Source organism: Castellaniella defragrans 65Phen (assembly GCF_000612685.1).
In the GTDB taxonomy this organism is placed as follows: domain Bacteria; phylum Pseudomonadota; class Gammaproteobacteria; order Burkholderiales; family Burkholderiaceae_B; genus Castellaniella; species Castellaniella defragrans.
The window spans coordinates 156,730-179,869 of record NZ_HG916765.1; the positions used below are offsets into that span (position 1 = coordinate 156,730).

17 protein-coding genes and 4 tRNA genes are annotated in these 23,140 nt (G+C 65.9%); 2 read left to right on the forward strand and 19 right to left on the reverse strand.

The features are described from left to right. Positions 1 to 167: 167 nt before the first annotated feature. Positions 168 to 977 (reverse strand): shikimate dehydrogenase, encoded by an 810-nt coding sequence (aroE, locus tag BN940_RS00715; RefSeq protein ID WP_043679059.1) that lies wholly within the window; start codon positions 975 to 977, stop codon positions 168 to 170. A 169-nt stretch (positions 978 to 1,146) separates the two neighbouring features. On the opposite strand from aroE, the gene BN940_RS00720 reads away from it, so the two are divergent. Next, the gene (locus tag BN940_RS00720) at positions 1,147 to 1,950 is read left to right on the forward strand and encodes a sugar phosphate isomerase/epimerase family protein (RefSeq protein WP_043679062.1); all 804 of its coding nucleotides are present in this window, start codon (positions 1,147 to 1,149) and stop codon (positions 1,948 to 1,950) included. Positions 1,951 to 2,189: 239 nt separating this feature from the next. On the opposite strand, the gene rpoC is transcribed toward BN940_RS00720, so the two are convergent. The 18 genes from rpoC to BN940_RS00810 all read right to left on the reverse strand — a co-directional run bounded on the left by rpoC (position 2,190) and on the right by BN940_RS00810 (position 21,539). Then, positions 2,190 to 6,452, reverse strand: a complete 4,263-nt coding sequence (gene rpoC, locus BN940_RS00725; RefSeq protein WP_043679065.1) for a DNA-directed RNA polymerase subunit beta' — start codon at positions 6,450 to 6,452, stop codon at positions 2,190 to 2,192. Beyond that, positions 6,452 to 10,564 (reverse strand): DNA-directed RNA polymerase subunit beta, encoded by a 4,113-nt coding sequence (rpoB, locus tag BN940_RS00730; protein ID WP_043679068.1) that lies wholly within the window; start codon positions 10,562 to 10,564, stop codon positions 6,452 to 6,454. Before rpoB ends, rpoC begins: the two co-directional genes overlap by 1 nt. Before the next feature lie 206 nt (positions 10,565 to 10,770). Next, positions 10,771 to 11,151: a 50S ribosomal protein L7/L12 gene (rplL, locus tag BN940_RS00735; RefSeq protein ID WP_043679071.1), complete on the reverse strand. Its 381-nt coding sequence runs from the start codon at positions 11,149 to 11,151 to the stop codon at positions 10,771 to 10,773. Between the two features lie 76 nt (positions 11,152 to 11,227). After that, positions 11,228 to 11,752 carry a 50S ribosomal protein L10 gene (gene rplJ, locus BN940_RS00740; protein ID WP_043679074.1) on the reverse strand — a complete coding sequence of 175 codons (525 nt, stop codon included), beginning with the start codon at positions 11,750 to 11,752 and terminating at the stop codon, positions 11,228 to 11,230. Positions 11,753 to 11,978: 226 nt separating this feature from the next. After that, the gene (gene rplA, locus BN940_RS00745; RefSeq protein WP_043679077.1) at positions 11,979 to 12,674 is read right to left on the reverse strand and encodes a 50S ribosomal protein L1; all 696 of its coding nucleotides are present in this window, start codon (positions 12,672 to 12,674) and stop codon (positions 11,979 to 11,981) included. Between the two features lie 2 nt (positions 12,675 to 12,676). Continuing rightward, complete coding sequence (gene rplK, locus BN940_RS00750; protein ID WP_043679080.1) at positions 12,677 to 13,111, reverse strand: 50S ribosomal protein L11; 435 nt, start codon at positions 13,109 to 13,111, stop codon at positions 12,677 to 12,679. Between the two features lie 213 nt (positions 13,112 to 13,324). Further along, on the reverse strand, positions 13,325 to 13,858 hold the full coding sequence (gene nusG, locus BN940_RS00755; protein WP_043679083.1) for a transcription termination/antitermination protein NusG: 534 nt from the start codon (positions 13,856 to 13,858) through the stop codon (positions 13,325 to 13,327). A 14-nt stretch (positions 13,859 to 13,872) separates the two neighbouring features. Beyond that, the gene (secE, locus tag BN940_RS00760) at positions 13,873 to 14,253 is read right to left on the reverse strand and encodes a preprotein translocase subunit SecE (protein WP_043679086.1); all 381 of its coding nucleotides are present in this window, start codon (positions 14,251 to 14,253) and stop codon (positions 13,873 to 13,875) included. 40 nt (positions 14,254 to 14,293) lie between these two features. Further along, a tRNA-Trp gene (locus BN940_RS00765) sits at positions 14,294 to 14,369 on the reverse strand. A gap of 84 nt (positions 14,370 to 14,453) precedes the next feature. Next, a complete protein-coding gene (tuf, locus tag BN940_RS00770) occupies positions 14,454 to 15,644 on the reverse strand; it encodes an elongation factor Tu (RefSeq protein WP_043679088.1) in 1,191 nt (396 codons plus the stop codon). Between the two features lie 36 nt (positions 15,645 to 15,680). Then, a tRNA-Thr gene (locus tag BN940_RS00775) sits at positions 15,681 to 15,755 on the reverse strand. Positions 15,756 to 15,790: 35 nt separating this feature from the next. Continuing rightward, positions 15,791 to 15,864: transfer RNA gene (locus BN940_RS00780), tRNA-Gly, on the reverse strand. A gap of 51 nt (positions 15,865 to 15,915) precedes the next feature. Beyond that, positions 15,916 to 16,002: transfer RNA gene (locus BN940_RS00785), tRNA-Tyr, on the reverse strand. Between the two features lie 115 nt (positions 16,003 to 16,117). Next, on the reverse strand, positions 16,118 to 17,053 hold the full coding sequence (locus BN940_RS00790) for a ParB/RepB/Spo0J family partition protein (protein WP_043679092.1): 936 nt from the start codon (positions 17,051 to 17,053) through the stop codon (positions 16,118 to 16,120). Positions 17,054 to 17,094: 41 nt separating this feature from the next. Next, the gene (locus BN940_RS00795) at positions 17,095 to 17,904 is read right to left on the reverse strand and encodes a ParA family protein (RefSeq protein ID WP_043679095.1); all 810 of its coding nucleotides are present in this window, start codon (positions 17,902 to 17,904) and stop codon (positions 17,095 to 17,097) included. Beyond that, the gene (rsmG, locus tag BN940_RS00800; protein ID WP_043679097.1) at positions 17,901 to 18,584 is read right to left on the reverse strand and encodes a 16S rRNA (guanine(527)-N(7))-methyltransferase RsmG; all 684 of its coding nucleotides are present in this window, start codon (positions 18,582 to 18,584) and stop codon (positions 17,901 to 17,903) included. Before rsmG ends, BN940_RS00795 begins: the two co-directional genes overlap by 4 nt. Then, positions 18,581 to 20,497, reverse strand: coding sequence for a tRNA uridine-5-carboxymethylaminomethyl(34) synthesis enzyme MnmG (mnmG, locus tag BN940_RS00805; RefSeq protein WP_043679100.1), 1,917 nt, complete (start codon positions 20,495 to 20,497; stop codon positions 18,581 to 18,583). Before mnmG ends, rsmG begins: the two co-directional genes overlap by 4 nt. Before the next feature lie 835 nt (positions 20,498 to 21,332). After that, complete coding sequence (locus BN940_RS00810; protein ID WP_043679103.1) at positions 21,333 to 21,539, reverse strand: cold-shock protein; 207 nt, start codon at positions 21,537 to 21,539, stop codon at positions 21,333 to 21,335. A 266-nt stretch (positions 21,540 to 21,805) separates the two neighbouring features. On the opposite strand from BN940_RS00810, the gene BN940_RS00815 reads away from it, so the two are divergent. Beyond that, positions 21,806 to 22,996: a methionine aminotransferase gene (locus tag BN940_RS00815; RefSeq protein WP_043679105.1), complete on the forward strand. Its 1,191-nt coding sequence runs from the start codon at positions 21,806 to 21,808 to the stop codon at positions 22,994 to 22,996. Positions 22,997 to 23,140: the final 144 nt, after the last annotated feature.

A 23,140-nucleotide genomic window follows, 5' to 3' on the forward strand; every position in this document is an offset into this window, starting at 1 on the left:
GCTGCGCAAGTGCTCGGGTGCCCGGCTGCGCTGGTGCTCGGGCGCGCGATGCCCGGGTGCGTGGCTGCGGGGCGCACGCGGGCAGCCCCCGGGCAGCCCGCGGGAGCGGAGAGGCGGAACGGAGAAGGAGGATGCGCCGCGGGATTGCCGCCGCGGCCGGGGCGCGCCTAGCGCACCAGGGCCATGACCGGCTCCACGTCGGGCCAGCAGCCGAACCAGAGGCGGTAGGATTCGGCCGCCTGCCCCACCAGCATGCCCAGGCCGTCCGAGACCCGGGCCGCGCCCAGCCGCCGGGCATCGCGCAGGAAGGCCGTTTCGCCGCGGCCATACACCAGGTCGTAGGCCAGGGCGCCGGGCGCGAAGGTGCCACGCCCCAGGGGCAGGCGGCCGTCGTCGAAGCTGGCCGAGGTGGCGTTGATCACGACGTCGAAGGCGCCATCCGCCGCCGCGTCCAGCGGACCGGCCGCGGTGACGCCGGCGGCGCCGCAGGCCTCCAGCAGCTCGTGGGCCTTGCGTTCGGTGCGGTTGACCAGCAGCAGGTGGGCCGGGCCGGTCTCGAGCAGCGGCTGCAGGATGCCGCGCGCCGCGCCGCCCGCGCCGATGACGAGGATGCGCCGGTCCCGCAGCGCGATCCCCAGGCGGTCGCGGATGTCGCTGACCAGGCCGACGCCGTCGGTGTTGTCGCCATGGACGCCCTCGGGGCCGAACTTGAGCGTGTTGATGGCGCGCGCGGCGCGCGCCCGCTCGGACAGGGTGTCGGCGAACTCCAGCGCGGCGAGCTTGAACGGCGCCGTGACGTTCATCCCCTTGCCGCCCTCGGCGATGAACCGGCGCACGGTCTCGGCGAAATTCTCGTGCGTGGCGAGCAGCTTCTCGTACTGGAGATCGTGGCCGAACTGGCGCGCGAAAGCCGTGTGCAGGACCGGAGACCTGGATTGGGCTATCGGGTTGCCGATGACGGCATAACGGTCGGGCATCGCGGCCTCCTGGGGGAGCGAAAAGGGACTAAGGATACGGTGCCGGATTCCCGCTGTAAACCTGGGCCGTGTGCCGCACCCGAATCGGCGGAACTCGATTCCGTTTTATTGTTGCGTACATTAGAATATAGTTCTATATTAAATGGACTTCGGCTTTCAGGATCTCGCAATGGCTCTCCAGTTCTCCCTTGCCCACCTCACGGTGCTGACCTGTTCGCCCGTGGACATGATCCGCATCGCCCACCGCACCGGCTACGACTACGTCAGCCTGCGGCTGACCGCCGTCACGCCCACGGAGCACGTCTTCGCGCTGCAGGACGACCCGGCCATGATGGCCGAGGTGAAGGCGCTGCTGAAGGACACCGGCGTGCGCGTGCTGGACATCGAACTCGCCCGCATGCCGCCCGAGGTCGAGCCCGAGGCCTATGCCGCCGTCCTCGACGCGGCGGCGGAACTGGGCGCACAGCACATCCTGGCCCAGCTGCCGGACCCCGACCGCGCCCGGGCGACGGCGCGCTTCGCGCGGCTGTGCGACATGGCCCGGCCGCTGGACCTGTCCATCGGCCTGGAATACCCGAGCTGGACGGAAACCCCGAATCTCCAGGCCGCGGCGGACGTGGTGCGCGCGGCTGGCCGCCCCAACGCGGGCATCGTCGTCGACACGCTGCACTTCGACCGCTCGCGCGACAGCCTGGACGCCCTGCGCGCCCTGCCGCGCGAATGGTTCCGCTTCGCCCAGGTCTGCGACGCGGCGGCCGGGATCCCCGGCAGCGCCGAAGACCTGATCCACACCGCGCGCAGCGAGCGCCTGGTCCCCGGCGAAGGCGGCATCGACATCCCCGGGATCCTGGGCGCCCTGCCCCCCATCCCCTATTCCCTCGAAATCCCCAACGACGCCCAGGTCGAGGCGCTGGGCCACGAGGCGTGGGCCCGCCGCTGCATCGAAGGCGCGCGCCGCTGCCTGGGCGGCTGATCCCCGCATCTGATCCCGGCACCTGACTCCGGCGACCGACTCCGGCACCGGTCCCGCGCCGGGCCGGCCGGCGCCGGAGGATCGCGGCGCGCACGACCGCGTGCCGCTCGTGCGCGCCGATCGAAAAACTGAAAAGAAAGACCGAAAAAAAAACCCCGCTCCTGGAAGGGAGCGGGGCCTGACGCCCTTATTGGACCGAGGACGGCCGGCGCGGGCGGCCGGGCCGCCCGTTGTCGCGATCACTCTTCGGCTGAGCCTTCGCCGTCGGCCGACGCGTCGGCGTCCGGATCGGCGTCCCCGGAGCCCACGTGGGCCATCTCGGACGGCTCGCCGAACGGATTGGCCAGCTCGCGGGCCGCGGCGCGCTCGGCGGCCTCGAAGGCTTCCTTCTCGTGGCGGGCGATGTGGTAGGACATGCCCGTGCCGGCCGGGATCAGGCGGCCCACGATGACGTTTTCCTTCAGGCCGCGCAGCTCGTCGCGCTTGCCCATGATGGCGGCCTCGGTCAGCACGCGGGTGGTTTCCTGGAAGGACGCCGCCGAGATGAACGAATCGGTCGACAGGGACGCCTTGGTGATGCCCAGCAGCACGTTTTCATACGTGGCCGGGATCTTGCCTTCGGCGTCCATGCGGTCGTTCTCGTTCAGCAGCTCGGAGCGCTCGACCTGCTCGCCGGTGATGAAGCTGGTGTCGCCGGAGTTGGTGATGTTCACGCGGCGCAGCATCTGGCGGACGATCACTTCGATGTGCTTGTCGTTGATCTTCACCCCTTGCAGGCGGTAGACGTCCTGGACCTCGTTGACGATGTAGGAGGCCAGCGGCTCGATGCCCTGCAGGCGCAGGATGTCGTGCGGATCGGCCGGACCGTCGACGATCAGCTCGCCCTTGTTGACCACCTGGCCGTCGTGCACCAGCACCTGCTTTTCCTTGGAGATCAGGAACTCGTGGCTGACGCCGTCCATGTCGGTGATGACCAGGCGCTGCTTGCCCTTGGTGTCCTTGCCGAAGGAAACCGTGCCGGTGACTTCGGCCAGCATGCCGGCGTCCTTGGGCGAACGGGCCTCGAACAGCTCGGCCACGCGCGGCAGACCGCCGGTGATGTCGCGGGTCTTCTGGGATTCCTGCGGAATCCGGGCGAGGAAATCGCCCACGCCCACGGACTGGCCGTCGCGCACGGTGATCAGCGCGCCCACGGGCAGCGAGATCGCCACCGCGTGGTCGGTGCCGGCCACCTTGATTTCCTGGCCCTGCTCGTCGAGCAGCAGGATCTGCGGGCGCGCGGCGGCACCCTTGGTGCCGCGCGTCTTGGGCGTGATCACGACCAGCGTGGACAGGCCGGTGATCTCGTCCACCTGGCGCGCCACCGTGACGCCTTCCTCGATGTTGGCGAAGCGGATCGTGCCGGTGTATTCCGACACGATGGGGCGCGTCAGCGGATCCCAGGTGGCCAGCTTGGCGCCGGCCTTGACCACGTCGCCGTCGCCCACGGCGATGGTGGCGCCGTAGGGCACCTTGTGGCGTTCGCGCTCGCGGCGGTTGTCGTCATAGATGACGATCTCGCCGGAGCGGGACACGGCGATGCGGTCGCCCTTGGCGTTGGTCAGGTAGCGCAGGCCGATGGCGAAGCCCACCGTGCCGGCGGACTTGGTCTCGACCGAGCTGGCCATGGCCGAGCGCGAGGCGGCGCCGCCGATGTGGAAGGTCCGCATCGTCAGCTGCGTGCCCGGTTCGCCGATGGACTGCGCGGCGATGACGCCCACGGCCTCGCCCTTGCTGACCAGCGAACCGCGACCCAGGTCGCGGCCGTAGCAGTGCGCGCACAGGCCGTGGCGGGTCTCGCAGGTGAGCGGAGTGCGGATCTTGACCTCGTCCACGCCCACTTCGTCGAGCAGCTCGACCAGGTTTTCGTCCAGCAGGGTGCCGGCCGGGATGACGGTTTCCTGGGTGTCGGGATTGACGATGTCGGTGGCCGTGACGCGGCCCAGCACGCGGTCGCGCAGCGGCTCGATGACTTCGCCGCCTTCCACCAGGGCCTTCATCACGTAGCCGTGCGAGGTGCCGCAATCGTCCTCGGTGATGACCAGGTCCTGGGTCACGTCCACCAGGCGGCGGGTCAGGTAGCCCGAGTTGGCGGTCTTCAGGGCGGTGTCGGCCAGACCCTTGCGCGCGCCGTGGGTCGAGATGAAGTACTGCAGCACGTTCAGGCCTTCACGGAAGTTCGCCGTGATGGGGGTCTCGATGATGGAGCCGTCGGGCTTGGCCATCAGGCCGCGCATCCCCGCCAGCTGGCGGATCTGGGCGGCGGAGCCCCGGGCCCCGGAATCGGCCATCATGTAGATGGAGTTGAACGATTCCTGGCGGGTTTCCTTGCCGTGGCGGTCGATGACCGGCTCGGTGGAGAGCTGCTCCATCATGGCCTTGCCGACGCGGTCGCCGGCCTTGCCCCAGATGTCCACCACGTTGTTGTAGCGTTCCTGCGCCGTGACCAGGCCGGAGGAATACTGCTTGTCGATTTCCTTGACCTCTTTCGAGGCCTGGGCCAGGATTTCGCCCTTGACGTCGGGCACGACCATGTCGCCCATGGCGATCGACACGCCGCCGCGCGTGGCCAGGCGGAAGCCCGCCTGCATCAGCTTGTCGGCGAAGATCACCGTGGCGCGCAGGCCGCAGCGGCGGTAGGACAGGTTGATCAGGCGCGAGATTTCCTTCTTCTTCAGCGCCTTGTTCAGCACCGCGAAGGGCAGGCCATGGGGCAGGATCTCGGACAGCAGGGCGCGGCCCACGGTGGTCTGGAAGCGGCCGACCACGGCCTTCCATTCGCCGTTCTCGTCCTTGACGTACTCGGGCAGGCGGGTGGTGATGCGCGTCTGCAGCTCGACTTCGTGGTTGTCGTAGGCGCGCTGCACCTCGGCCAGGTCGGCCAGGAACATGCCCTCGCCCTTGCCGTTGATGCGCTCGCGCGTGGCGTAGTACAGGCCCAGCACGATGTCCTGGGACGGCACGATGGCCGGTTCGCCGTTGGCCGGGAACAGGACGTTGTTGGAGGCCAGCATCAGGGTGCGGGCTTCCAGCTGGGCTTCCAGCGACAGGGGCACGTGCACGGCCATCTGGTCGCCGTCGAAGTCGGCGTTGAAGGCCGCGCAGACCAGCGGGTGCAGCTGGATGGCCTTGCCTTCGATCAGTTGCGGCTCGAAGGCCTGGATGCCCAGGCGGTGCAGCGTGGGCGCGCGGTTGAGCATCACCGGGTGTTCGCGGATGACCTCTTCGAGGATGTCCCAGACCACCGGCTCCTGGCTCTCGACCAGCTTCTTGGCCGCCTTGATGGTGGTGGCCAGGCCCATCATTTCCAGGCGGTTGAAGATGAAGGGCTTGAACAGCTCCAGCGCCATCAGCTTGGGCAGGCCGCACTGGTGCAGGCGCAGCTGCGGGCCCACCACGATCACGGAACGGCCGGAGTAGTCGACGCGCTTGCCCAGCAGGTTCTGGCGGAAGCGGCCGCTCTTGCCCTTGATCATGTCGGCCAGGGACTTGAGCTGGCGCTTGTTGGCGCCGGTCATGGCCTTGCCGCGGCGGCCGTTGTCCAGCAGCGAATCGACGGCTTCCTGCAGCATGCGCTTTTCGTTGCGCAGGATGATGTCCGGCGCCTTCAGTTCCAGCAGGCGCTTCAGGCGGTTGTTGCGGTTGATGACGCGGCGGTAGAGGTCGTTCAGGTCGGACGTGGCGAAGCGCCCGCCGTCCAGCGGCACCAGCGGACGCAGGTCCGGCGGCAGCACCGGCAGCACTTCCATGATCATCCAGTCGGGCTTGATGCCGGACTTCTGGAAGCCTTCCAGGACCTTCAGGCGCTTGGAGATCTTCTTGATCTTGGCATCCGAGCCCGTGGCCTTGAGTTCCGCGCGCAGTTTCTCGACCTCGGAATCGATGTCGATGTTGCGCAGCAGTTCACGCACGGCCTCGGCGCCCATCAGGGCGTGGAAGTCGTCGCCGTATTCCTCGGTCTTGGCCAGGTAGTCGTCGTCGGACATGATCTGGCCGCGCTTGAGCGGCGTCATGCCCGGCTCGATCACGCACCAGGCCTCGAAGTAGAGCACGCGCTCGATGTCGCGCAGCGTCATGTCGAGCACCATGCCCAGGCGCGAGGGCAGGGACTTCAGGAACCAGATGTGCGCCACCGGGCTGGCCAGCTCGATGTGGCCCATGCGCTCGCGGCGCACCTTGGCCACGGTGACCTCGACGCCGCACTTCTCGCAGATCACGCCGCGGTGCTTCAGGCGCTTGTACTTGCCGCACAGGCACTCGTAGTCCTTGATCGGGCCGAAGATCTTGGCGCAGAACAGGCCGTCGCGCTCGGGCTTGAAGGTGCGGTAGTTGATGGTCTCGGGCTTGCGCACTTCGCCGAAGGACCACGAACGGATCTTTTCCGGCGAGGCGATCCCGATGCGGATGGCGTCGAATTGCTCGTCCTGGGAGACTTGCTTGAAGAGATCGAGTAGCGCTTTCATTATTTACGCTCCAGATCCATGTCCAGGGACAGGGATCGAATTTCCTTGACCAGCACGTTGAACGATTCGGGCATGCCCGCGTCGATCACGTGATCGCCCTTGACGATGTTCTCGTAGACCTTGGTCCGGCCCGTGATGTCGTCGGACTTCACCGTCAGCATTTCCTGCAGGGTGTAGGAGGCGCCGTAGGCTTCCAGGGCCCAGACTTCCATTTCCCCGAAGCGCTGGCCGCCGAACTGCGCCTTGCCGCCCAGCGGCTGCTGGGTCACCAGGGAGTACGGACCGGTGGAACGCGCGTGCATCTTGTCGTCCACCAGGTGGTGCAGCTTGAGGAAGTGCATGTAGCCCACGGTCACGGGACGCTCGAACTGCTCGCCGGTGCGGCCGTCGGTCAGCCAGGCCTGGGTGCGGCCGCTGGTGAGCTTCAGGCGCTCGGCGACCTCGTCCGGGTAGGCGATTTCCAGCATGCGGGTGATGTCTTCCTCGGTCGCGCCGTCGAACACCGGCGTGGCCAGGGGCACCCCCTTGCGCAGGTTGGCGGCCAGCGTCAGCACCTCGTCGTCGGTCAGCTGTTCGAGCTTGACCGAGCCGCCGCAGGCGTTGTAGACGGTTTCCAGCTTCTTGCGCACGGCCTTGACCTGGATGCCGCGCTCGTCGTCGAGCATGTCGGCGATGCGCTGGCCCAGGCCCTTGGCGGCCCAGCCCAGGTGGACTTCCAGCACCTGGCCGATGTTCATCCGCGAGGGCACGCCCAGCGGGTTGAGCACGATGTCCACGGGAGTGCCGTCGGCCATGTGGGGCATGTCCTCGACCGGGGTGATGCGCGAGACCACGCCCTTGTTGCCGTGGCGGCCGGCCATCTTGTCGCCCGGCTGCAGGCGGCGCTTGACGGCCAGGTAGACCTTGATCATCTTCAGCACGCCCGGGGGCAGCTCGTCGCCCTGCGTGAGCTTCTTGCGCTTTTCCTCGAAGGCCAGGTCGAACTGGTGGCGCTTCTGCTCCAGGGCGTCCTTGACCTGCTCCAGGGCGACGGCGGCTTCCTCGTCGGCCAGACGGATGTCGAACCACTGCCAGCGGTCCAGCTCGTCCAGGTACTCGGCCGTCAGCTCGGTGTTCTTGGCCAGCTTGCGCGGGCCGCCGTTGGCGGTCTTGCCGACCAGGTTCTTGCGCAGGCGGTCGAAGGCGTCGTTCTCGACGATGCGCAGCTGGTCGTTCAGGTCCTGGCGGTAGCGGCGCAGTTCGTCGTCGATGATGGACTGGGCGCGCTTGTCGCGCTCGATGCCTTCGCGGGTGAAGACCTGCACGTCGATGACGGTGCCGACCATGCCGGAGGGCACGCGCAGCGAGGTGTCCTTCACGTCGGAGGCCTTCTCGCCGAAGATCGCGCGCAGCAGCTTTTCTTCCGGGGTGAGCTGGGTCTCGCCCTTGGGCGTGACCTTGCCGACCAGCACGTCGTCGGCGCGCACTTCGGCGCCGATGTGCACGATCCCGGAATCGTCCAGGCGGTTGAGCTGGACTTCGGCCAGGTTGGAGATGTCGCGCGTGATTTCCTCGGGTCCGAGCTTGGTGTCGCGGGCGACCACGGTGAGCTCTTCGATGTGGATCGAGGTGTAGCGGTCGTCGGCGACGACGCGCTCGGAGATCAGCACCGAGTCCTCGAAGTTGTAGCCGTTCCAGGGCATGAACGCGATCAGCATGTTCTGCCCCAGGGCCAGTTCGCCCAGGTCGCTGGAGGCGCCGTCGGCGAGCACGTCGCCGCGCGCCACCAGGTCGCCGCGCGAGACGATGGGCCGCTGGTTGATGTTGGTGTTCTGGTTGGAACGGGTGTACTTCTTCAGGTTGTAGATGTCCACGCCGACTTCGCCGGCGACGTTCTCGTCGTCGTTCACGCGGATCACCACGCGGTCGGCGTCGACGAAGTCCACGATCCCGCCGCGCACGGCCTGCACGGTCGTGCCCGAGTCCACCGCCACGGTGCGCTCGATGCCGGTGCCGACCAGCGGCTTTTCGGGCCGCAGGCAGGGCACGGCCTGGCGCTGCATGTTGGCGCCCATCAGGGCCCGGTTGGCGTCGTCGTGCTCCAGGAAGGGGATCAGCGAGGCGGCGACCGACACGATCTGCGACGGCGCGACGTCCATGTAGTGGACGTTGGCCGGGGCGGTCAGCATGGTTTCGCCGGCCTCGCGGCAGGCGACCAGGTCATCGACGAAGCGGCCTTCCTCGTCCAGCACCGCGTTGGCCTGGGCGATGACGTACTTGCTTTCCTCGATGGCCGACAGGTATTCGATCTGGTCGGAGACCTTGCCGTCGACGATCTTGCGGTAGGGCGTTTCCAGGAAGCCGTACTCGTTCAGGCGCGCGTACAGGGCCAGGGAGTTGATCAGGCCGATGTTCGGGCCTTCCGGGGTTTCGATCGGGCAGACGCGGCCGTAGTGGGTCGGGTGCACGTCGCGCACCTCGAAGCCGGCGCGCTCGCGCGTCAGGCCGCCCGGTCCCAGGGCGGAGACGCGCCGCTTGTACGTGATCTCCGACAGCGGGTTGGTCTGGTCCATGAACTGGGACAGCTGGCTGGAGCCGAAGAATTCCTTGATCGCGGCCGAGATCGGCTTGGAATTGATCAGGTCGTGCGGCATCAGGTTTTCGGTCTCGGCCTGGCCGAGACGTTCCTTGACGGCGCGCTCGACGCGCACCAGGCCGGCGCGGAACTGGTTCTCGGCCAGTTCGCCCACGCAGCGCACGCGGCGGTTGCCCAGGTGGTCGATGTCGTCGATCTGGCCGCGGCCGTTGCGCAGTTCCACCAGCAGCTTGATGGTGTCGAGGATGTCCTCGTTGGTCAGGGTCAGCGGGCCGGTGTTGCCGGCGTCGCGGCCCAGGCGGCTGTTGACCTTCATCCGGCCGACGCGCGACAGGTCGTAGGTTTCCTCGGAGTAGAACAGGCGCTGGAACAGGGCTTCGACGGCTTCCTCGGTGGGCGGCTCGCCGGGACGCATCATGCGGTAGATGGCCACGCGCGCGGCCATCTGGTCGGCGGTGTCGTCGGTGCGCAGGGTCTGGGAGATGTAGGCGCCCTCGTTCAGCTCGTTGATGTAGAGCGTCTCGATGTCGCGGATGCCCGCCGCGCGGAATTCGGCCAGCACGGATTCGGTGATCTCGTCGTTGGCCTGCGCCAGGATCTCGCCGGTGTCGGGGTTGACGACGTTCTTGGCCAGGACGCGGCCCAGCAGGAAGTCCTCGGGCACCGAGATGTGGTCCACCTTGGCGGCGGTCAGGTCGCGCAGGTGCTTGGCATTGATGCGCTTGTCCTTCTCGACGATGACGTTGCCCTTCTTGTCGGCGATGTCGAAGCGCGCGATCTCGCCCTTCCAGCGCTCGGGCACGAATTCGAGCATGCCGCCTTCCTGGTGGAGGGCGATGTGGTCGAAGCTGGAGAAATAGGCCAGGATGGCCTCCGGCGTCATGCCGATGGCCTTCAGCAGGATCGTCACCGCCATCTTGCGGCGGCGGTCGATGCGGAAGAACAGGATGTCCTTGGGATCGAACTCGAAGTCCAGCCACGAGCCGCGGTAGGGAATCACGCGCGCGGAGAACAGCAGCTTGCCCGAGCTGTGGGTCTTGCCGCGGTCATGCTCGAAGAACACGCCCGGCGAGCGGTGCAGCTGGGACACGATGACGCGTTCCGTGCCGTTGATGACGAAGGAGCCGGTGTCGGTCATGAGCGGGATCTCGCCCATGTAGACTTCCTGTTCCTTGACTTCCTTGACCGTGGGCTTGCTGACCTCGCGGTCCATCAGCACCAGGCGCACCTTGGCGCGCAGCGGCGAGGCGTAGGTCAGGCCGCGCTGCTGGCATTCCTTGACGTCGAACACGGGAGTGCCCAGCACGTAGCTGACGAATTCCAGCCGCGCCATCTGATTGTGGCTGACGATTGGAAAGATCGAATTGAAGGCCGCCTGCAGTCCTTCTTCCTTGCGCTGGGAGGGGGGAACGTCCGCCTGCAGGAAGGTCTTGAACGATTGCAGTTGCGTCGCCAGCAGGTAGGGAACGTCCTGGACGTCCTCGCGCTTGGCGAAGCTTTTGCGTATGCGCTTCTTTTCGGTGTACGAATAAGGCATGAGCACTCCGACTCGAGGGTTGCTTAGGCCGTCAACCACGGCCATGGTTTACGACTCCGGAAAACCCGGCTCGGCGTGATGCGGCGGGGCATCGAACGCGGGTTTTCTGGAAACGCAAAAGCCCGGGAGGCTTTGGAAAGCGCCCGACGGGTCCGAAAACGGCCATCCGGCGCTTCCCCGGGCTTCCCGGGCGCGGCGATGAGGTCTTACTTGAGTTCGACCTTGGCGCCGGCTTCTTCCAGCTTCTTCTTCGCATCGTCGGCCGTGGCCTTGTCGACGCCTTCCTTGACGGGCTTCGGCGCGCCGTCGACCAGGTCCTTGGCTTCCTTCAGGCCCAGGCCGGTGATTTCGCGCACGGCCTTGATGACGTTGACCTTGTTGGCGCCGACTTCGGCCAGGACGACCGTGAACTCGGTCTGCTCTTCGGCGGCGGCGGCAGCGCCACCGGCGGCCGGGGCGGCAGCCACGGCGACAGCGGCCGCAGCGGCGGACACGCCGAACTTCTCTTCCATTTCCTTGATCAGCTCGGACAGTTCGAGCACGCTCATGGCGGCGATCGCGTCCAGGATTTCAGCTTTAGTTGCCATTTTTTAAGAACTCCAGATGATTGAATATGCCAGGTTTGGTGTCGCTTCCAGCAACGAAGGGATGCCGGCGGACCGCTTACGCGGCCTGCTTCTGGTCGCGCACGGCCGCCAGGCCGCGCACGAACTTCGTGGGCACTTCGTTGAGCGTACGCACAAACTGAGCGATGGGCGCCTGCATGGTGCCCAGCAGCTTCGACAGCAGTTCCTCGCGGGACGGCATGGTGGCCAGGGCCTTCACGCCATCCTGGCTCAGCAGGCTGTTGGGCAGGGCCCCGCCTGTGATGACCAGCTTGTCATTGCTTTTCGCGAAATCGGCCAGGACCTTGGCGGCCGCCACCGGGTCGGCGCTGATCCCATAGATCAGCGGACCGGTGAGCTGGGCGGACAGACCCTCGAAGGGGGTGCCGGCCAGCGCGCGGCGTACCAGCGTGTTCTTCAACACGCGCAGGTACACGCCCGATTCACGCGCAGTCTTGCGCAATACGGTTACGGAGGCGACGTCCAGACCACGGTACTCGGCGACGATGATCGATTGGGCGCGGCCGACTTCGGCCGAGACTTCCTCGATGACGACCGCCTTTTCTTGGCGATTGAGACTCATGGTTGAACACTCCATCTAACGACGCCGGGAAATCCCCGGCATCAACCGAATGCGGCGCGCCTGGTCGAGTTCATGAATGAATTCTTCCTGGGCGCCGTCTACGCTGGATCCGGCGGTACGGCCCGGGATTAAGCGTCACGCCGGGAGGCGATCGGCTCCAGCGGTCTTTGACAGCGGCGCCCTCTCGTTTCCGATCGGGCGCAGCCCAAAGTTCTGTTGGCCGGCCTTACGAGGCCAGCGATGCCAATTCGACGCGCGCGCCGCCACCCATGGTGGAGGACACGGCGACCTTGCGCAGATAGATGCCCTTGGCCGCCGCGGGGCGGGCCTTGTTCAGGGCGTCGATCAGCGCGGCCAGGTTGGTCTGCAGCTTTTCGACGTCGAAGGACGCGCGGCCGATGGTGGCGTGGATGATCCCCGCCTTGTCGGTGCGGTACTGCACCTGGCCGGCCTTGGCGTTCTTGACGGCGGTGGCGACGTCGGGCGTGACGGTGCCGACCTTGGGGTTCGGCATCAGGCCGCGCGGGCCCAGGACCTGGCCCAGGGCGCCGACGACGCGCATCGTGTCGGGCGAGGCGATGACCACGTCGAAGTCGATGTTGCCGGCCTTGATGCTGGCGGCCAGGTCGTCCAGGCCGACGATGTCGGCGCCGGCGGCCTTGGCGGCCTCGGCCTTCTCGCCCTGGGCGAAGACGGCGACGCGCACGGACTTGCCGGTGCCGGCGGGCAGCACCACGGAGCCGCGGACCAGCTGGTCGGACTTCTTGGGGTCGATGCCCAGCTGCACGGCGACGTCGATGGACTCGTCGAACTTGGCGGTGGCGGTTTCCTTGACCAGCGCAATGGCTTCGGCCACCGGATACAGCTTGGTGCGATCGATCTTGGCCGCGATGGCGGCGACGCGTTTGCTCAGCTTGGCCATGATCAGACGACTCCTTCCACATCGATGCCCATGCTGCGGGCGCTGCCGGCGATGGTGCGCACGGCGGCGTCCAGATCGGCCGCCGTCAGGTCGGGCTGCTTGGTCTTGGCGATTTCCTCGGCCTGGGCGCGCGTGAGCGTGCCGACCTTGGCCGAATTGGGCGTCGCGGAGCCCTTCTGGACGCTCGCGGCCTTCTTGATCAGGATCGTGGCCGGCGGAGTCTTCATGATGAACGTGAAGCTCTTGTCGGCGAAGGCGGTGATCACCACGGGGATCGGCAGACCGGGCTCCAGGCCCTGGGTCTTGGCGTTGAACGCCTTGCAGAATTCCATGATGTTCAGACCGCGCTGACCCAGCGCCGGACCGATCGGGGGTGAGGGATTGGCCTTACCAGCTGGCACTTGCAGCTTGATGAAGCCGACGATTTTCTTCGCCATGCGATGCTCCTGTCGGGTGATTGCGCCCGCCGCCTGATGGGACGGGCTCCCCGGGTTAAAATGCCTCCACGCCGCGCCTTCCGGCGCGCATCCCCGGACAGCGTGTCCGCTGCCCCGGCTCGTCAGGCCCGGCGGCGGTCCGGGGGGACCGCTCCGGGTTCTGCTTGCCCTCTGGGGGACGCTTTACCGTGGGCGTGGCCTGGCGGTAAAAAATCAGACCTTTTCGACCTGACTGAAATCGAGCTCGACCGGGGTAGCACGACCGAAGATCGTGACCGACACGCGGACCTTGCTTTTCTCGTAGTTGACTTCCTCGACGCTGCCGTTGAAGTCGGCGAACGGGCCTTCCTTGACGCGGACGGTCTCGCCGATCTCGAAGAGGACCTTGGGACGCGGTTTTTCCACGCCTTCTTCCATCTGGGAAAGGATCTTTTCGACTTCCTTTTCGGAGATGGGCGCGGGACGGTTGCCGGAACCCCCGAGGAAGCCCGTGACGCGGTTGGTGCTCTTCACCAGGTGCCAGGTCTCGTCGGTGAGGTCCATTTCGACCAGGACGTAGCCCGGGAAGATGCGGCGCTCGGAAATCGACTTGCGGCCGTCCTTGATTTCGACGACTTCCTCGGAAGGCACGAGTATGCGGCCGAAGGCGTCCTGCAGCCCGGCGCGCTCGATGCGTTCGACCAGGGCCTTGTGGACGCTTTTTTCCATGCCCGAATAGACATGGACGACGTACCAGCGCTTGCTCATGCGGTTTTCGTTCCTTAGTTCCAGCCCAGCAGCAGGCCGTAGATGACCCAGCCCAGCAGCTTGTCGGCGATCCACAGCAGAGCGCCCATGGCCAGCACGAAGGCGAACACGATCGCGGTCATGCGCGTGGTTTCCTGGCGCGTGGGCCAGACGACGCGGCGCGTTTCGTTGTACGATTCGCGGCTGAAGGCCAGAGTGCGCCGGCCGGTGTCGCTGAACCAGACGATGACCGCGGCCAGGATCAGGCCGGCGACGAAGGCACCTACGCGCACGTAGCCGGGCTGGTCCACGAACACCGAATACGCCACGATACCCGCAACGATCACGAGCACGGCCAGGCCGAGCTTGATGCGTTCGGCGGCGCGGCTGACGGTTTCTACGTTCTGGTGAGACATATACGGGTGTTCGACGCCGCTGCTGCGGCAATGAGATCGGTGGCAGGGGCAGAAGGAATCGAACCCTCAACCTTCGGTTTTGGAGACCGACGCTCTGCCAATTGAGCTATACCCCTAAACCTCGAAAAACGGTGGCGCTGCCGCACCCCCGTTTTTTGAAAAGCGTTGGTGGGCGACCAGCCCACCATTGTACTACAGAATTACTTGATGATTTTGGCGACGACGCCGGCGCCCACGGTACGGCCGCCTTCGCGGATGGCAAAGCGCAGCCCCTCTTCCATGGCGATCGGCGCAATCAGGCTCACCGTCATCGACACGTTGTCGCCCGGCAGCACCATTTCCTTGTCGGCCGGCAGCTCGATCGTGCCCGTCACGTCCGTCGTGCGGAAGTAAAACTGCGGACGATACCCCTTGAAGAACGGCGTGTGACGCCCGCCCTCTTCCTTGGACAGAATGTAGACTTCGGCCGTGAAGTTCGTGTGCGGGTGGATCGAGCCGGGCTTGGCCAGCACCTGGCCGCGCTCGACTTCCTCGCGCTTGGTCCCGCGCAGCAGAATCCCCACGTTGTCGCCCGCCTGGCCCTGGTCCAGCAGCTTGCGGAACATCTCCACGCCCGTGCACGTCGTCTTGACCGTATCGTGGATGCCCACGATCTCGATTTCCTCGCCGACCTTGATCACCCCGCGCTCGATGCGCCCCGTCACCACCGTGCCGCGACCCGAGATCGAGAACACGTCTTCCACAGGCATCAGGAACGTGCCATCGACCGCGCGCTCCGGCGTCGGGATGTAGCTGTCCAGCGCCGCAGCCAGCTGCATGATCGCCTGCGCGCCCAGCGGACCTTCGTCGCCTTCGAGCGCCAGCTTGGCCGAGCCCTTGACGATCGGCGTGTCATCGCCCGGAAAGTCGTACTTGGACAGAAGTTCGCGCACTTCCATCTCGACCAGCTCCAGCAGCTCCTCGTCGTCGACCATGTCGCACTTGTTCAGGAACACGATGATGTAGGGCACGCCCACCTGGCGCGCCAGCAGAATGTGCTCGCGCGTCTGCGGCATCGGGCCGTCGGCGGCCGACACCACCAGGATCGCCCCGTCCATCTGCGCCGCACCCGTGATCATGTTCTTCACGTAGTCGGCGTGGCCCGGGCAGTCCACGTGCGCGTAGTGACGGTTGGCCGTCTCGTATTCCACGTGCGAGGTGTTGATCGTGATCCCGCGCGCCTTCTCTTCGGGCGCGTTGTCGATCTGGTCGTAGCCCTTGGCCTCGCCACCGCTCGCCTTGGCCAGCACCGTCGTGATCGCCGCCGTCAGCGTCGTCTTGCCGTGGTCAACGTGGCCGATCGTACCCACGTTCACGTGCGGTTTGGTCCGTTCAAACTTGCCTTTTGCCATGGCTGACTCCTGACTGTGGAATGATCCAAGATGTTGTGGTGCCCATGATGCGGATCGAACGCATGACCTCTCCCTTACCAAGGGAGTGCTCTACCACTGAGCCACATGGGCGGAATTCATTTCGATGACCGTCGAACCGGACCCGCTGGAGCGGGTGAAGGGAATCGAACCCTCGTCGTAAGCTTGGAAGGCTTCTGCTCTACCATTGAGCTACACCCGCGATTCGGATCCCTGCCGACACCCCACAATTCAGCACGGGACATCGTTCGCATGGTGGTGGGGGTTGGATTCGAACCAACGTAGGCGCAAGGCCAACAGATTTACAGTCTGCCCCCTTTAACCACTCGGGCACCCCACCGAAGCGAATCCCGAATTATGAAGATGTTTGAGGGGGATGTCAAGTGACGGGGCCGGAGGCCGGGACGGATGGTCCGACGCGGGGGCGCACGGCATCCGACGCGTCCGTTCTCCCTTCAGGCCGAGCGCCGCTCGTCCAGCACGTCGCCCAGGCCCTGGCGCTCCAGCAGCGCGTCGAGGTGCGCCCAGTCGGAGAACTCGATCACGAGCTGTCCGCCCTTGCGCGCGCCCGTGCGGATCCTCACCTGGGTGGCGAGATGGTCGGACAGGGCCTTCTCCAGCCGGTCCAGGTCGCCCGAACGGGCGTTGCCGGCGCCCCGGGCGGCGCGGCCGGCCGGCGTGGACAGGGGTTCGTCGGCTTCGCGCAGGGCGCGCGACACGCGTTTTTCAGTCTCGCGCACGGACAGGCGCCGGGCGACGACTTCGTTGGCCAGCAGGATCTGCTGCGCGGCGTCGGTGGCCAGCAGGGCACGGGCGTGGCCCATGTCGATGTCGCCGGCCAGCAGCATGGTCTGCACCGGCTCGGCCAGGTTCAGCAGGCGCAGCAGGTTGGTGGTGGCCGAGCGCGAACGGCCGATGGCGGTGGCGGCCTGCTCATGGGTCAGGCCGAATTCGTCCAGCAGGCGGCGCACGCCGTGGGCTTCTTCGAGGGGATTGAGGTCCTCCCGCTGGATGTTCTCGATCAGGGCCATGGCGGCGGCGTTTTCATCCGCCACCCGGCGCACCAGGACGGGCACGGCCTCCAGGCCGGCGATCCGCGCGGCGCGGAAGCGGCGCTCGCCGGCGATGATCTCGTACTGCCCGGGCTCGTCGTCCAGCGGGCGCACCAGGATGGGCTGCATGATGCCCTGGGCGCGGATGGAGTCGGCCAGGTCGTTGAGCGCGCCTTCGTCCATGCGGGTGCGCGGCTGGTAGCGGCCCGCGCGCAGGACGGCGACCGGCAGCTGGCTGGGGGCGTCGTCCTTCTGCCGCCCCACCGCGTCCAGCGCGCCGTTGTCGGCGCCCAGCAAGGCGTCCAGGCCGCGTCCGAGTCCTTTCTTGCGTGTGGCCATCGTCTTGTGTTTCCTCGTGGATGATGCCGGGCGCGCCTCGTTCAGGCCGCGCGCGGACGGATCTGGCCGCCGACACGGCGGATGAGTTCCTCGCCGAAGGCGAGATAGGCCCGGGCGCCCCGGGACGACTTGTCGTAGATGACGCCGGGCTGACCGTAACTGGGCGCCTCGGCCAGGCGCACGTTGCGCGGCACGACCGTCTTGAAGACCTTGTCCCCGAAGTGCGATTCCAGCTGGGCGGAGACCTGCTGCTGCAGCGTCATGCGCGTGTCGAACATGACGCGCAGCAGCCCGATCAGTTCCAGGTCGGCGTTCAGGTTGCGGTAGATCCGCTTGATGGTGTTGACCAGGTCGGACAGGCCTTCGAGCGCGAAATACTCGCACTGCATGGGGATGATCACGCCATGCGCCCCGGCCAGCCCGTTGAGGGTCAACAGGGACAGCGTGGGCGGGCAGTCGATCAGGATGAAGTCGTAGTCCTGCGCCACCTTGGACAGGGCCTGCTTGAGCTGCATCTCGCGGTCGTCCATCTGCACCAGGTCGATCTCGGCGCCGGACAGTTCGCGGTTGGAAGGCAGCACGTCGTAGCCGCCGGTCTCGGAGCGGATGCGGGCCTCGGCCACGTCGGCCTCGCCGATCAGCACCTGGTACAGGTTGACGGAGGCGGCGTTCTTGTCGATGCCGCTGCCCATGGTGGCGTTGCCCTGCGGATCCAGATCGACCAGCAGCACGCGCTGGCCGTGCAGGGCCAGCGACGCGGCCAGGTTGATGGCCGTGGTGGTCTTGCCCACGCCGCCCTTCTGGTTGGCGATGCAGAACACGCGGGCGGATTTCGGACGATCGGCAGTCATGGGGTTCCTTCGGGACCGGTTGAATCGAGTTCCAGCAGACAGCGGCTCGCGTCCATTTCGGGCACGTCCAGCTCGACGGCGCGTTTCACGTACCAGCCCGTGCCGGCTTCGAGGGCGGCCCGCTCGGCCACGGGATCCTGGCCCTTCATGGCCAGCAGGATGCCGCCGGGCGCGCGATGGTGCGCGGCGACCCGCACGAAATCCGACAGCGAGGCGAATGCGCGCGAGATCACCAGGTCGGCCTGCAGGCTGTCCATGGATTCGATGCGGCCGTGTTCCGCGCGCACGTTCTTCAGCCCCAGGACGCCGGCAGCCTGGCGGATGAACGCGGTCTTCTTGCCCACGGCGTCCACGCAGACGATGGTCCAGTCCGGCTGGCAGATGGCCAGAATGATACCCGGTAAACCGGCGCCCGAACCCATGTCCGCGACGCGCAGGGCGCGCCGCGGCCAGCGGGCGCGCAGTTCGGGCACGATGGCCAGACTGTCGAACACGTGCTGCACCAGCATCTTGCCGGGATCGCGCACGGCCGTCAGGTTGTAGGCCTTGTTCCAGTGCTGCAGCTGCTGCAGGTAGCCCAGCAGCGCGGGAATGCGGGCGTGGTCGGCCTGCATGCCCAGGGCGTCCAGGGCATTTTCCAGGCACGCCCGGAATTCGGGAAAAGGCGGGGTCCCGCTCATGCCGCCCGGCGCCCGCGCGCGTGGCGCTTCAGGTGGACCAGCAGCAGGGAGACCGCCGCCGGCGTGACGCCGGAGATCCGCGCCGCCTGGCCGATGGTGGCGGGGCGCGAGGCCTCCAGGCGCTGGCGCACCTCGGTGGACAGGCCGGCGACGCCGGCGTAGTCGAAGTCCTGCGGGACCGCCTGATCCGCCTGCGCCTTCTGGCGCTCGATCTCGTCGCGCTGGCGGTCCACGTAGCCGGCGTACTTGGCCTGGATGCCGACCTGTTCGGCCTGCGCCGGATCGGCCAGCCCGGGGCCAGCCAGCGGCGCGCCCTGCGCATCCCGCAGGGCCATCAGGGCGTCGTACTCGACGTCGGGGCGGCGCAGCAGGTCGAGCAGGCTGGGATGGCGATCCAGCCGCTGCAGGGCCATGCGTTCGCGCACGTGGGCATCCAGCACCGCGGGATTGACACGGGTTTCCCGCAGGCGCTGGATTTCGGCCTCCACGGCGTCGCGCTTGCGGCAGAAGGCATCCCAGCGCGCGTCGTCCACCAGGCCCAGCGTCCGGCCCATTTCCGTCAAGCGGAGGTCGGCGTTGTCCTCGCGCAGGCTGAGGCGGTATTCCGCCCGCGATGTAAACATTCTGTAAGGTTCTGTAACTCCTTTAGTTACAAGATCGTCCGCCAGCACCCCCAGATAGGCCTGGCTGCGGTCCAACGTCCAAGGCTCGCGCCCCAGCGCCTGCAAGGCGGCATTGGCGCCCGCCAGCAGCCCCTGGGCGGCGGCTTCCTCGTACCCCGTGGTGCCGTTGACCTGCCCGGCAAAGAACAGGCCCCGGATCGCGCGGGTCTCCAGCCAGGCATGCAGGTGCCGGGGATCGAAGTAGTCATATTCGATCGCATAGCCGGGCCGCATGATGCGCGCATTTTCCAATCCGGGCAGGCTGCGCACCAGCGCGAACTGGATGTCGAACGGCAGGCTGGTGGAGATTCCGTTGGGATAGATCTCGCAGGACGATGCGCCTTCCGGCTCCAGGAACACCTGGTGGCTGGCCTTGTCGGCAAAACGGTGGATCTTGTCCTCGATCGACGGGCAGTAACGCGGGCCGATGCCTTCGATCGTGCCCTGCTCGCTGTACATGGGCGAGCGGTCCAGACCCGAACGCACGATCTCGTGCGAACGTTCGTTGGTGTGCGTGATCCAGCACGGCACCTGTTCGGGGTGCATGTCGGCGCGCCCCAGGAAGGAAAACACGGGGACGGGATCCGTGTCGCCGGGCTGGATTTCGGTCTTGGAAAAATCGATGGTTTTCGCATCGATGCGCGGCGGCGTGCCGGTCTTCAGCCGGCCCTGGGGCAGCTTCAATTCCTTGAGCCGCTCTCCCAGGCTGGTCGCCGGCGGATCGCCGGCCCGGCCCGCGGCGTAATGCGACAGTCCGACGTGCATCAGGCCGTTCAGGAACGTGCCCGCCGTCAGGACCACGGCGCGCGCCCGGAACACCAGTCCGATCTGGGTGCGCGCCCCCACCACACGGTCGCCTTCCAGGATCAGGTCGTCCACCGCCTGCTGAAAAATCATCAGATTCTTCTGACCCTGCAGGATCATCCGGATGGCGCGGCGATACAGGGATCGATCCGCCTGGGCGCGCGTGGCGCGCACGGCTGGCCCCTTGGAACGATTCAGGATCCTGAACTGGATACCCGCTTGATCGGTGGCCCAGGCCATGGCGCCGCCCAGCGCATCGACTTCCTTGACCAGGTGTCCCTTGCCGATCCCGCCGATGGAAGGATTACAGGACATCTGGCCCAGGGTGTCCATATTGTGGGTCAACAGGAGCGTGGACACGCCCATGCGGGCTGCGGCCAATGCGGCTTCAGCCCCGGCGTGACCGCCACCGATCACGAGGACATCGAATTCTTCAGAGTAATTCATAGGGGAAAACAGGATAGTTCCCGAAATTATACTTCGCGGACCTGCGATTGAATGTTTCACGTGGAACACGTGCCTGGATTGTTCCACGTGAAACATCGGTGAATATAGTGTGGGGCGTTCCTGCATCCATCCGGGATAGCCGAGATCATCCCCACTACGCGGAGATCATCCTCCTGGAACTGGCGATCAAACGTCTGGCCAAATAAACTTATGCTGACCAAAACGCCAGAGGGATCTGCGAGGGTATCCAGGCAGCTGGCCAATGCCTCGCCCAGCAATCCGGTTCTACGGAACCTGATCCGCAAGCGAGCTCAACCAATTGGAGTGAGACGGGTGGAAGCAGCGTCTACTTCATCTCGGAACCAGGACACCGATGCCTGTCCTTGGTCTATAGCCTCAAAGGAACGAGGAAACTCTCGACGCACGACGCAATACTTTAAGCCGAAAGCAAACGCGCCATGGCAGGATGGGTGCACGAACGACGTCATGCGGGATTCAGCCTGGCGTCCACCGGTTCGACATCTGGAGCATGGCTGCGCGCGGCAAACGCCGGATCCAAACAAGTCCGGAGGCGCCGGCGGTTCCGGACCGGAATTCGACGCGCCCGATCAACAGCCTCCAGAGGAAGAGGCTATCCATCCAATGTTCCACGTGGAACACCCCCACGGTCGCGCATCCATGCCGCCACGTCTTCTACCGCAGCCAGCCATGCCACTGTGAACAAAGCTGTGGACAAGCCCGGGACAAGAGGGTACAAGTTTCCTGGGCCTGGGATTGCTCGAACAACAAAAAAGGCACTCCGAAGAGTGCCTTTTTGGAGAAAAGCGCCGACCGATTACAGGGGGCGGATTTCAGCAGCCTGGGGACCCTTGGGGCCATCCTTGACTTCGTACTGCACGGCCTGACCTTCGTTGAGGCTGCGGTAGCCGCGGCCTTCGATGGCGGAGAAGTGCGCAAACACGTCAGTGCCGCCGGCGTCCGGCGTGATGAAGCCGAAGCCCTTCTCGGCGTTGAACCATTTGACTTTGCCCGTTTGAGCCATGATCTGAAACGTCCTAAATAAATGAAATGAAAAACAATGAATCAAAAACGCTGAAACGAAACAGATCGTGCCGGAGTGCGATGAGCAACAGGGCATGCCGTGTGCGAAACGTGCGTACTACTAGATTGCATTGCAACAGGGAGCATAACTACGCAATCCGAAAAGTCAAATCATAGTTTTCCCTTATGCGCGATTGTATGCGCAAGTGAGCCCGCCGTGCTCGAAATCCCATCCTGAAATCCACACCCGTCAACCAAAAACCACACATGCCGAACACACTGCCATCCAAGCTGCCTGACGTCGGCAGCACCATCTTCACCGAAATGAGCGCGCTGGCCCAGCAATGCCAGGCCATCAACCTGGGGCAGGGCTTTCCGGACTATCCGCCGCCGGAGGCGCTGATTCAGGCCGTCGGCGAAGCCATGCGACAGGGCTGCAACCAGTACGCCCCCATGGCGGGTCTGCCGCAGCTCAGGGAAGCGATCGCGTCCAAGGTCATGGCGCAACACGGCCGGTCCTATTCGACCGAATCGGAAATCACGGTCACTGCCGGCGCAACCGAAGCGCTGATGAGCAGCCTGCTGGCATTGACGCATCCTGGCGACGAAGTCCTGCTGATCGATCCGGCCTACGACCTCTACGCGCCCGCGACCCGCCTGGCGGGCGCCGAAGCGGTCCGGGTTCCCATGCGTGCGCCGCAGGCGGGAGACACGACCTTTCGCATCGACTGGAACCGCGTGGAATCCGCGCTGACGCCCAGGACCCGGATGCTGGTGCTGAATTTTCCCCACAATCCGACCGGGCTCACGCTGAAAATCGAAGACCTGGACGCCCTGGAAGCCCTCATCGCGCGGCATCCAATCCTGCTGCTGTCGGACGAGGCCTACGAGCACATCGTGTTCGACGGCCTCACGCATCTGAGTCCGGTGTCCCGGGCCGCGCTGGCGGAACGCACCGTGCTGGTGTCGTCCTTCGGCAAGACCTTCCATGCCACTGGCTGGAAGATCGGCTACTGCTGCGCGCCGGCGCGTGTGATGGCGGAAATCCGCAAGGTACACCAGTTCACGGTGTTTTCCGTCAGCACGCCCATGCAGGCGGGTATCGCCCGGTACCTGCCGGAAGCGGATCTGGCGGAGCTGTCGGGCTTCTATCAGAAAAAACGGGACCGGCTGCTTGCCGGCCTGAAGGACACCGTGCTTCGGCCGCTGCATTCGGAGGGCACGTTCTTCCTGCTGGTGGACACGCGCGCGCTGGGAACCGAGCCGGAGAAAACGCTGGCCGTCCGCCTGACGCGGGAAATCGGCGTCGCCAGCATTCCGGTTTCCGCCTTCTATGCCGATCCGGCCAGGCCCGAGGCCAACCACGGCCTGCTGCGCCTGTGCTTCGCCAAGCTGGACGCCACCCTGGACCAGGGGCTGGAGCGCCTGCGCGGGCTGGAAGCCCGGATGGCTGGCTGAGGTGTTTATGTTTTTCTCTTTTTTTTTATATAAACCTGGTAGGAATGGTGAGTGCCTGTGGATAACTCGGAAAACCCCCGAATTCCTTTAAAATCAACCGGCTGCGTGGTTTCGTCTTGTGGGTGTCCTTGTGCGCGGCCGGCG

Excerpts from the sequence above, each read along its gene's own strand:
- rpoC (WP_043679065.1), bottom strand. The coding sequence starts at position 6,452 with ATGAAAGCGCTACTCGATCTCTTCAAGCAAGTCTCCCAGGACGAGCAA.
- rplK (WP_043679080.1), bottom strand. The coding sequence starts at position 13,111 with ATGGCGAAGAAAATCGTCGGCTTCATCAAGCTGCAAGTGCCAGCTGGT.
- rpoB (WP_043679068.1), bottom strand. The coding sequence starts at position 10,564 with ATGCCTTATTCGTACACCGAAAAGAAGCGCATACGCAAAAGCTTCGCC.
- nusG (WP_043679083.1), bottom strand. The coding sequence starts at position 13,858 with ATGAGCAAGCGCTGGTACGTCGTCCATGTCTATTCGGGCATGGAAAAA.
- secE (WP_043679086.1), bottom strand. The coding sequence starts at position 14,253 with ATGTCTCACCAGAACGTAGAAACCGTCAGCCGCGCCGCCGAACGCATC.
- rsmG (WP_043679097.1), bottom strand. The coding sequence starts at position 18,584 with ATGAGCGGGACCCCGCCTTTTCCCGAATTCCGGGCGTGCCTGGAAAAT.
- BN940_RS00790 (WP_043679092.1), bottom strand. The coding sequence starts at position 17,053 with ATGGCCACACGCAAGAAAGGACTCGGACGCGGCCTGGACGCCTTGCTG.
- tuf (WP_043679088.1), bottom strand. The coding sequence starts at position 15,644 with ATGGCAAAAGGCAAGTTTGAACGGACCAAACCGCACGTGAACGTGGGT.
- BN940_RS00795 (WP_043679095.1), bottom strand. The coding sequence starts at position 17,904 with ATGACTGCCGATCGTCCGAAATCCGCCCGCGTGTTCTGCATCGCCAAC.
- mnmG (WP_043679100.1), bottom strand. The coding sequence starts at position 20,497 with ATGAATTACTCTGAAGAATTCGATGTCCTCGTGATCGGTGGCGGTCAC.
- rplJ (WP_043679074.1), bottom strand. The coding sequence starts at position 11,752 with ATGAGTCTCAATCGCCAAGAAAAGGCGGTCGTCATCGAGGAAGTCTCG.
- BN940_RS00810 (WP_043679103.1), bottom strand. The coding sequence starts at position 21,539 with ATGGCTCAAACGGGCAAAGTCAAATGGTTCAACGCCGAGAAGGGCTTC.
- aroE (WP_043679059.1), bottom strand. The coding sequence starts at position 977 with ATGCCCGACCGTTATGCCGTCATCGGCAACCCGATAGCCCAATCCAGG.
- rplL (WP_043679071.1), bottom strand. The coding sequence starts at position 11,151 with ATGGCAACTAAAGCTGAAATCCTGGACGCGATCGCCGCCATGAGCGTG.
- rplA (WP_043679077.1), bottom strand. The coding sequence starts at position 12,674 with ATGGCCAAGCTGAGCAAACGCGTCGCCGCCATCGCGGCCAAGATCGAT.
- BN940_RS00815 (WP_043679105.1), top strand. The coding sequence starts at position 21,806 with ATGCCGAACACACTGCCATCCAAGCTGCCTGACGTCGGCAGCACCATC.
- BN940_RS00720 (WP_043679062.1), top strand. The coding sequence starts at position 1,147 with ATGGCTCTCCAGTTCTCCCTTGCCCACCTCACGGTGCTGACCTGTTCG.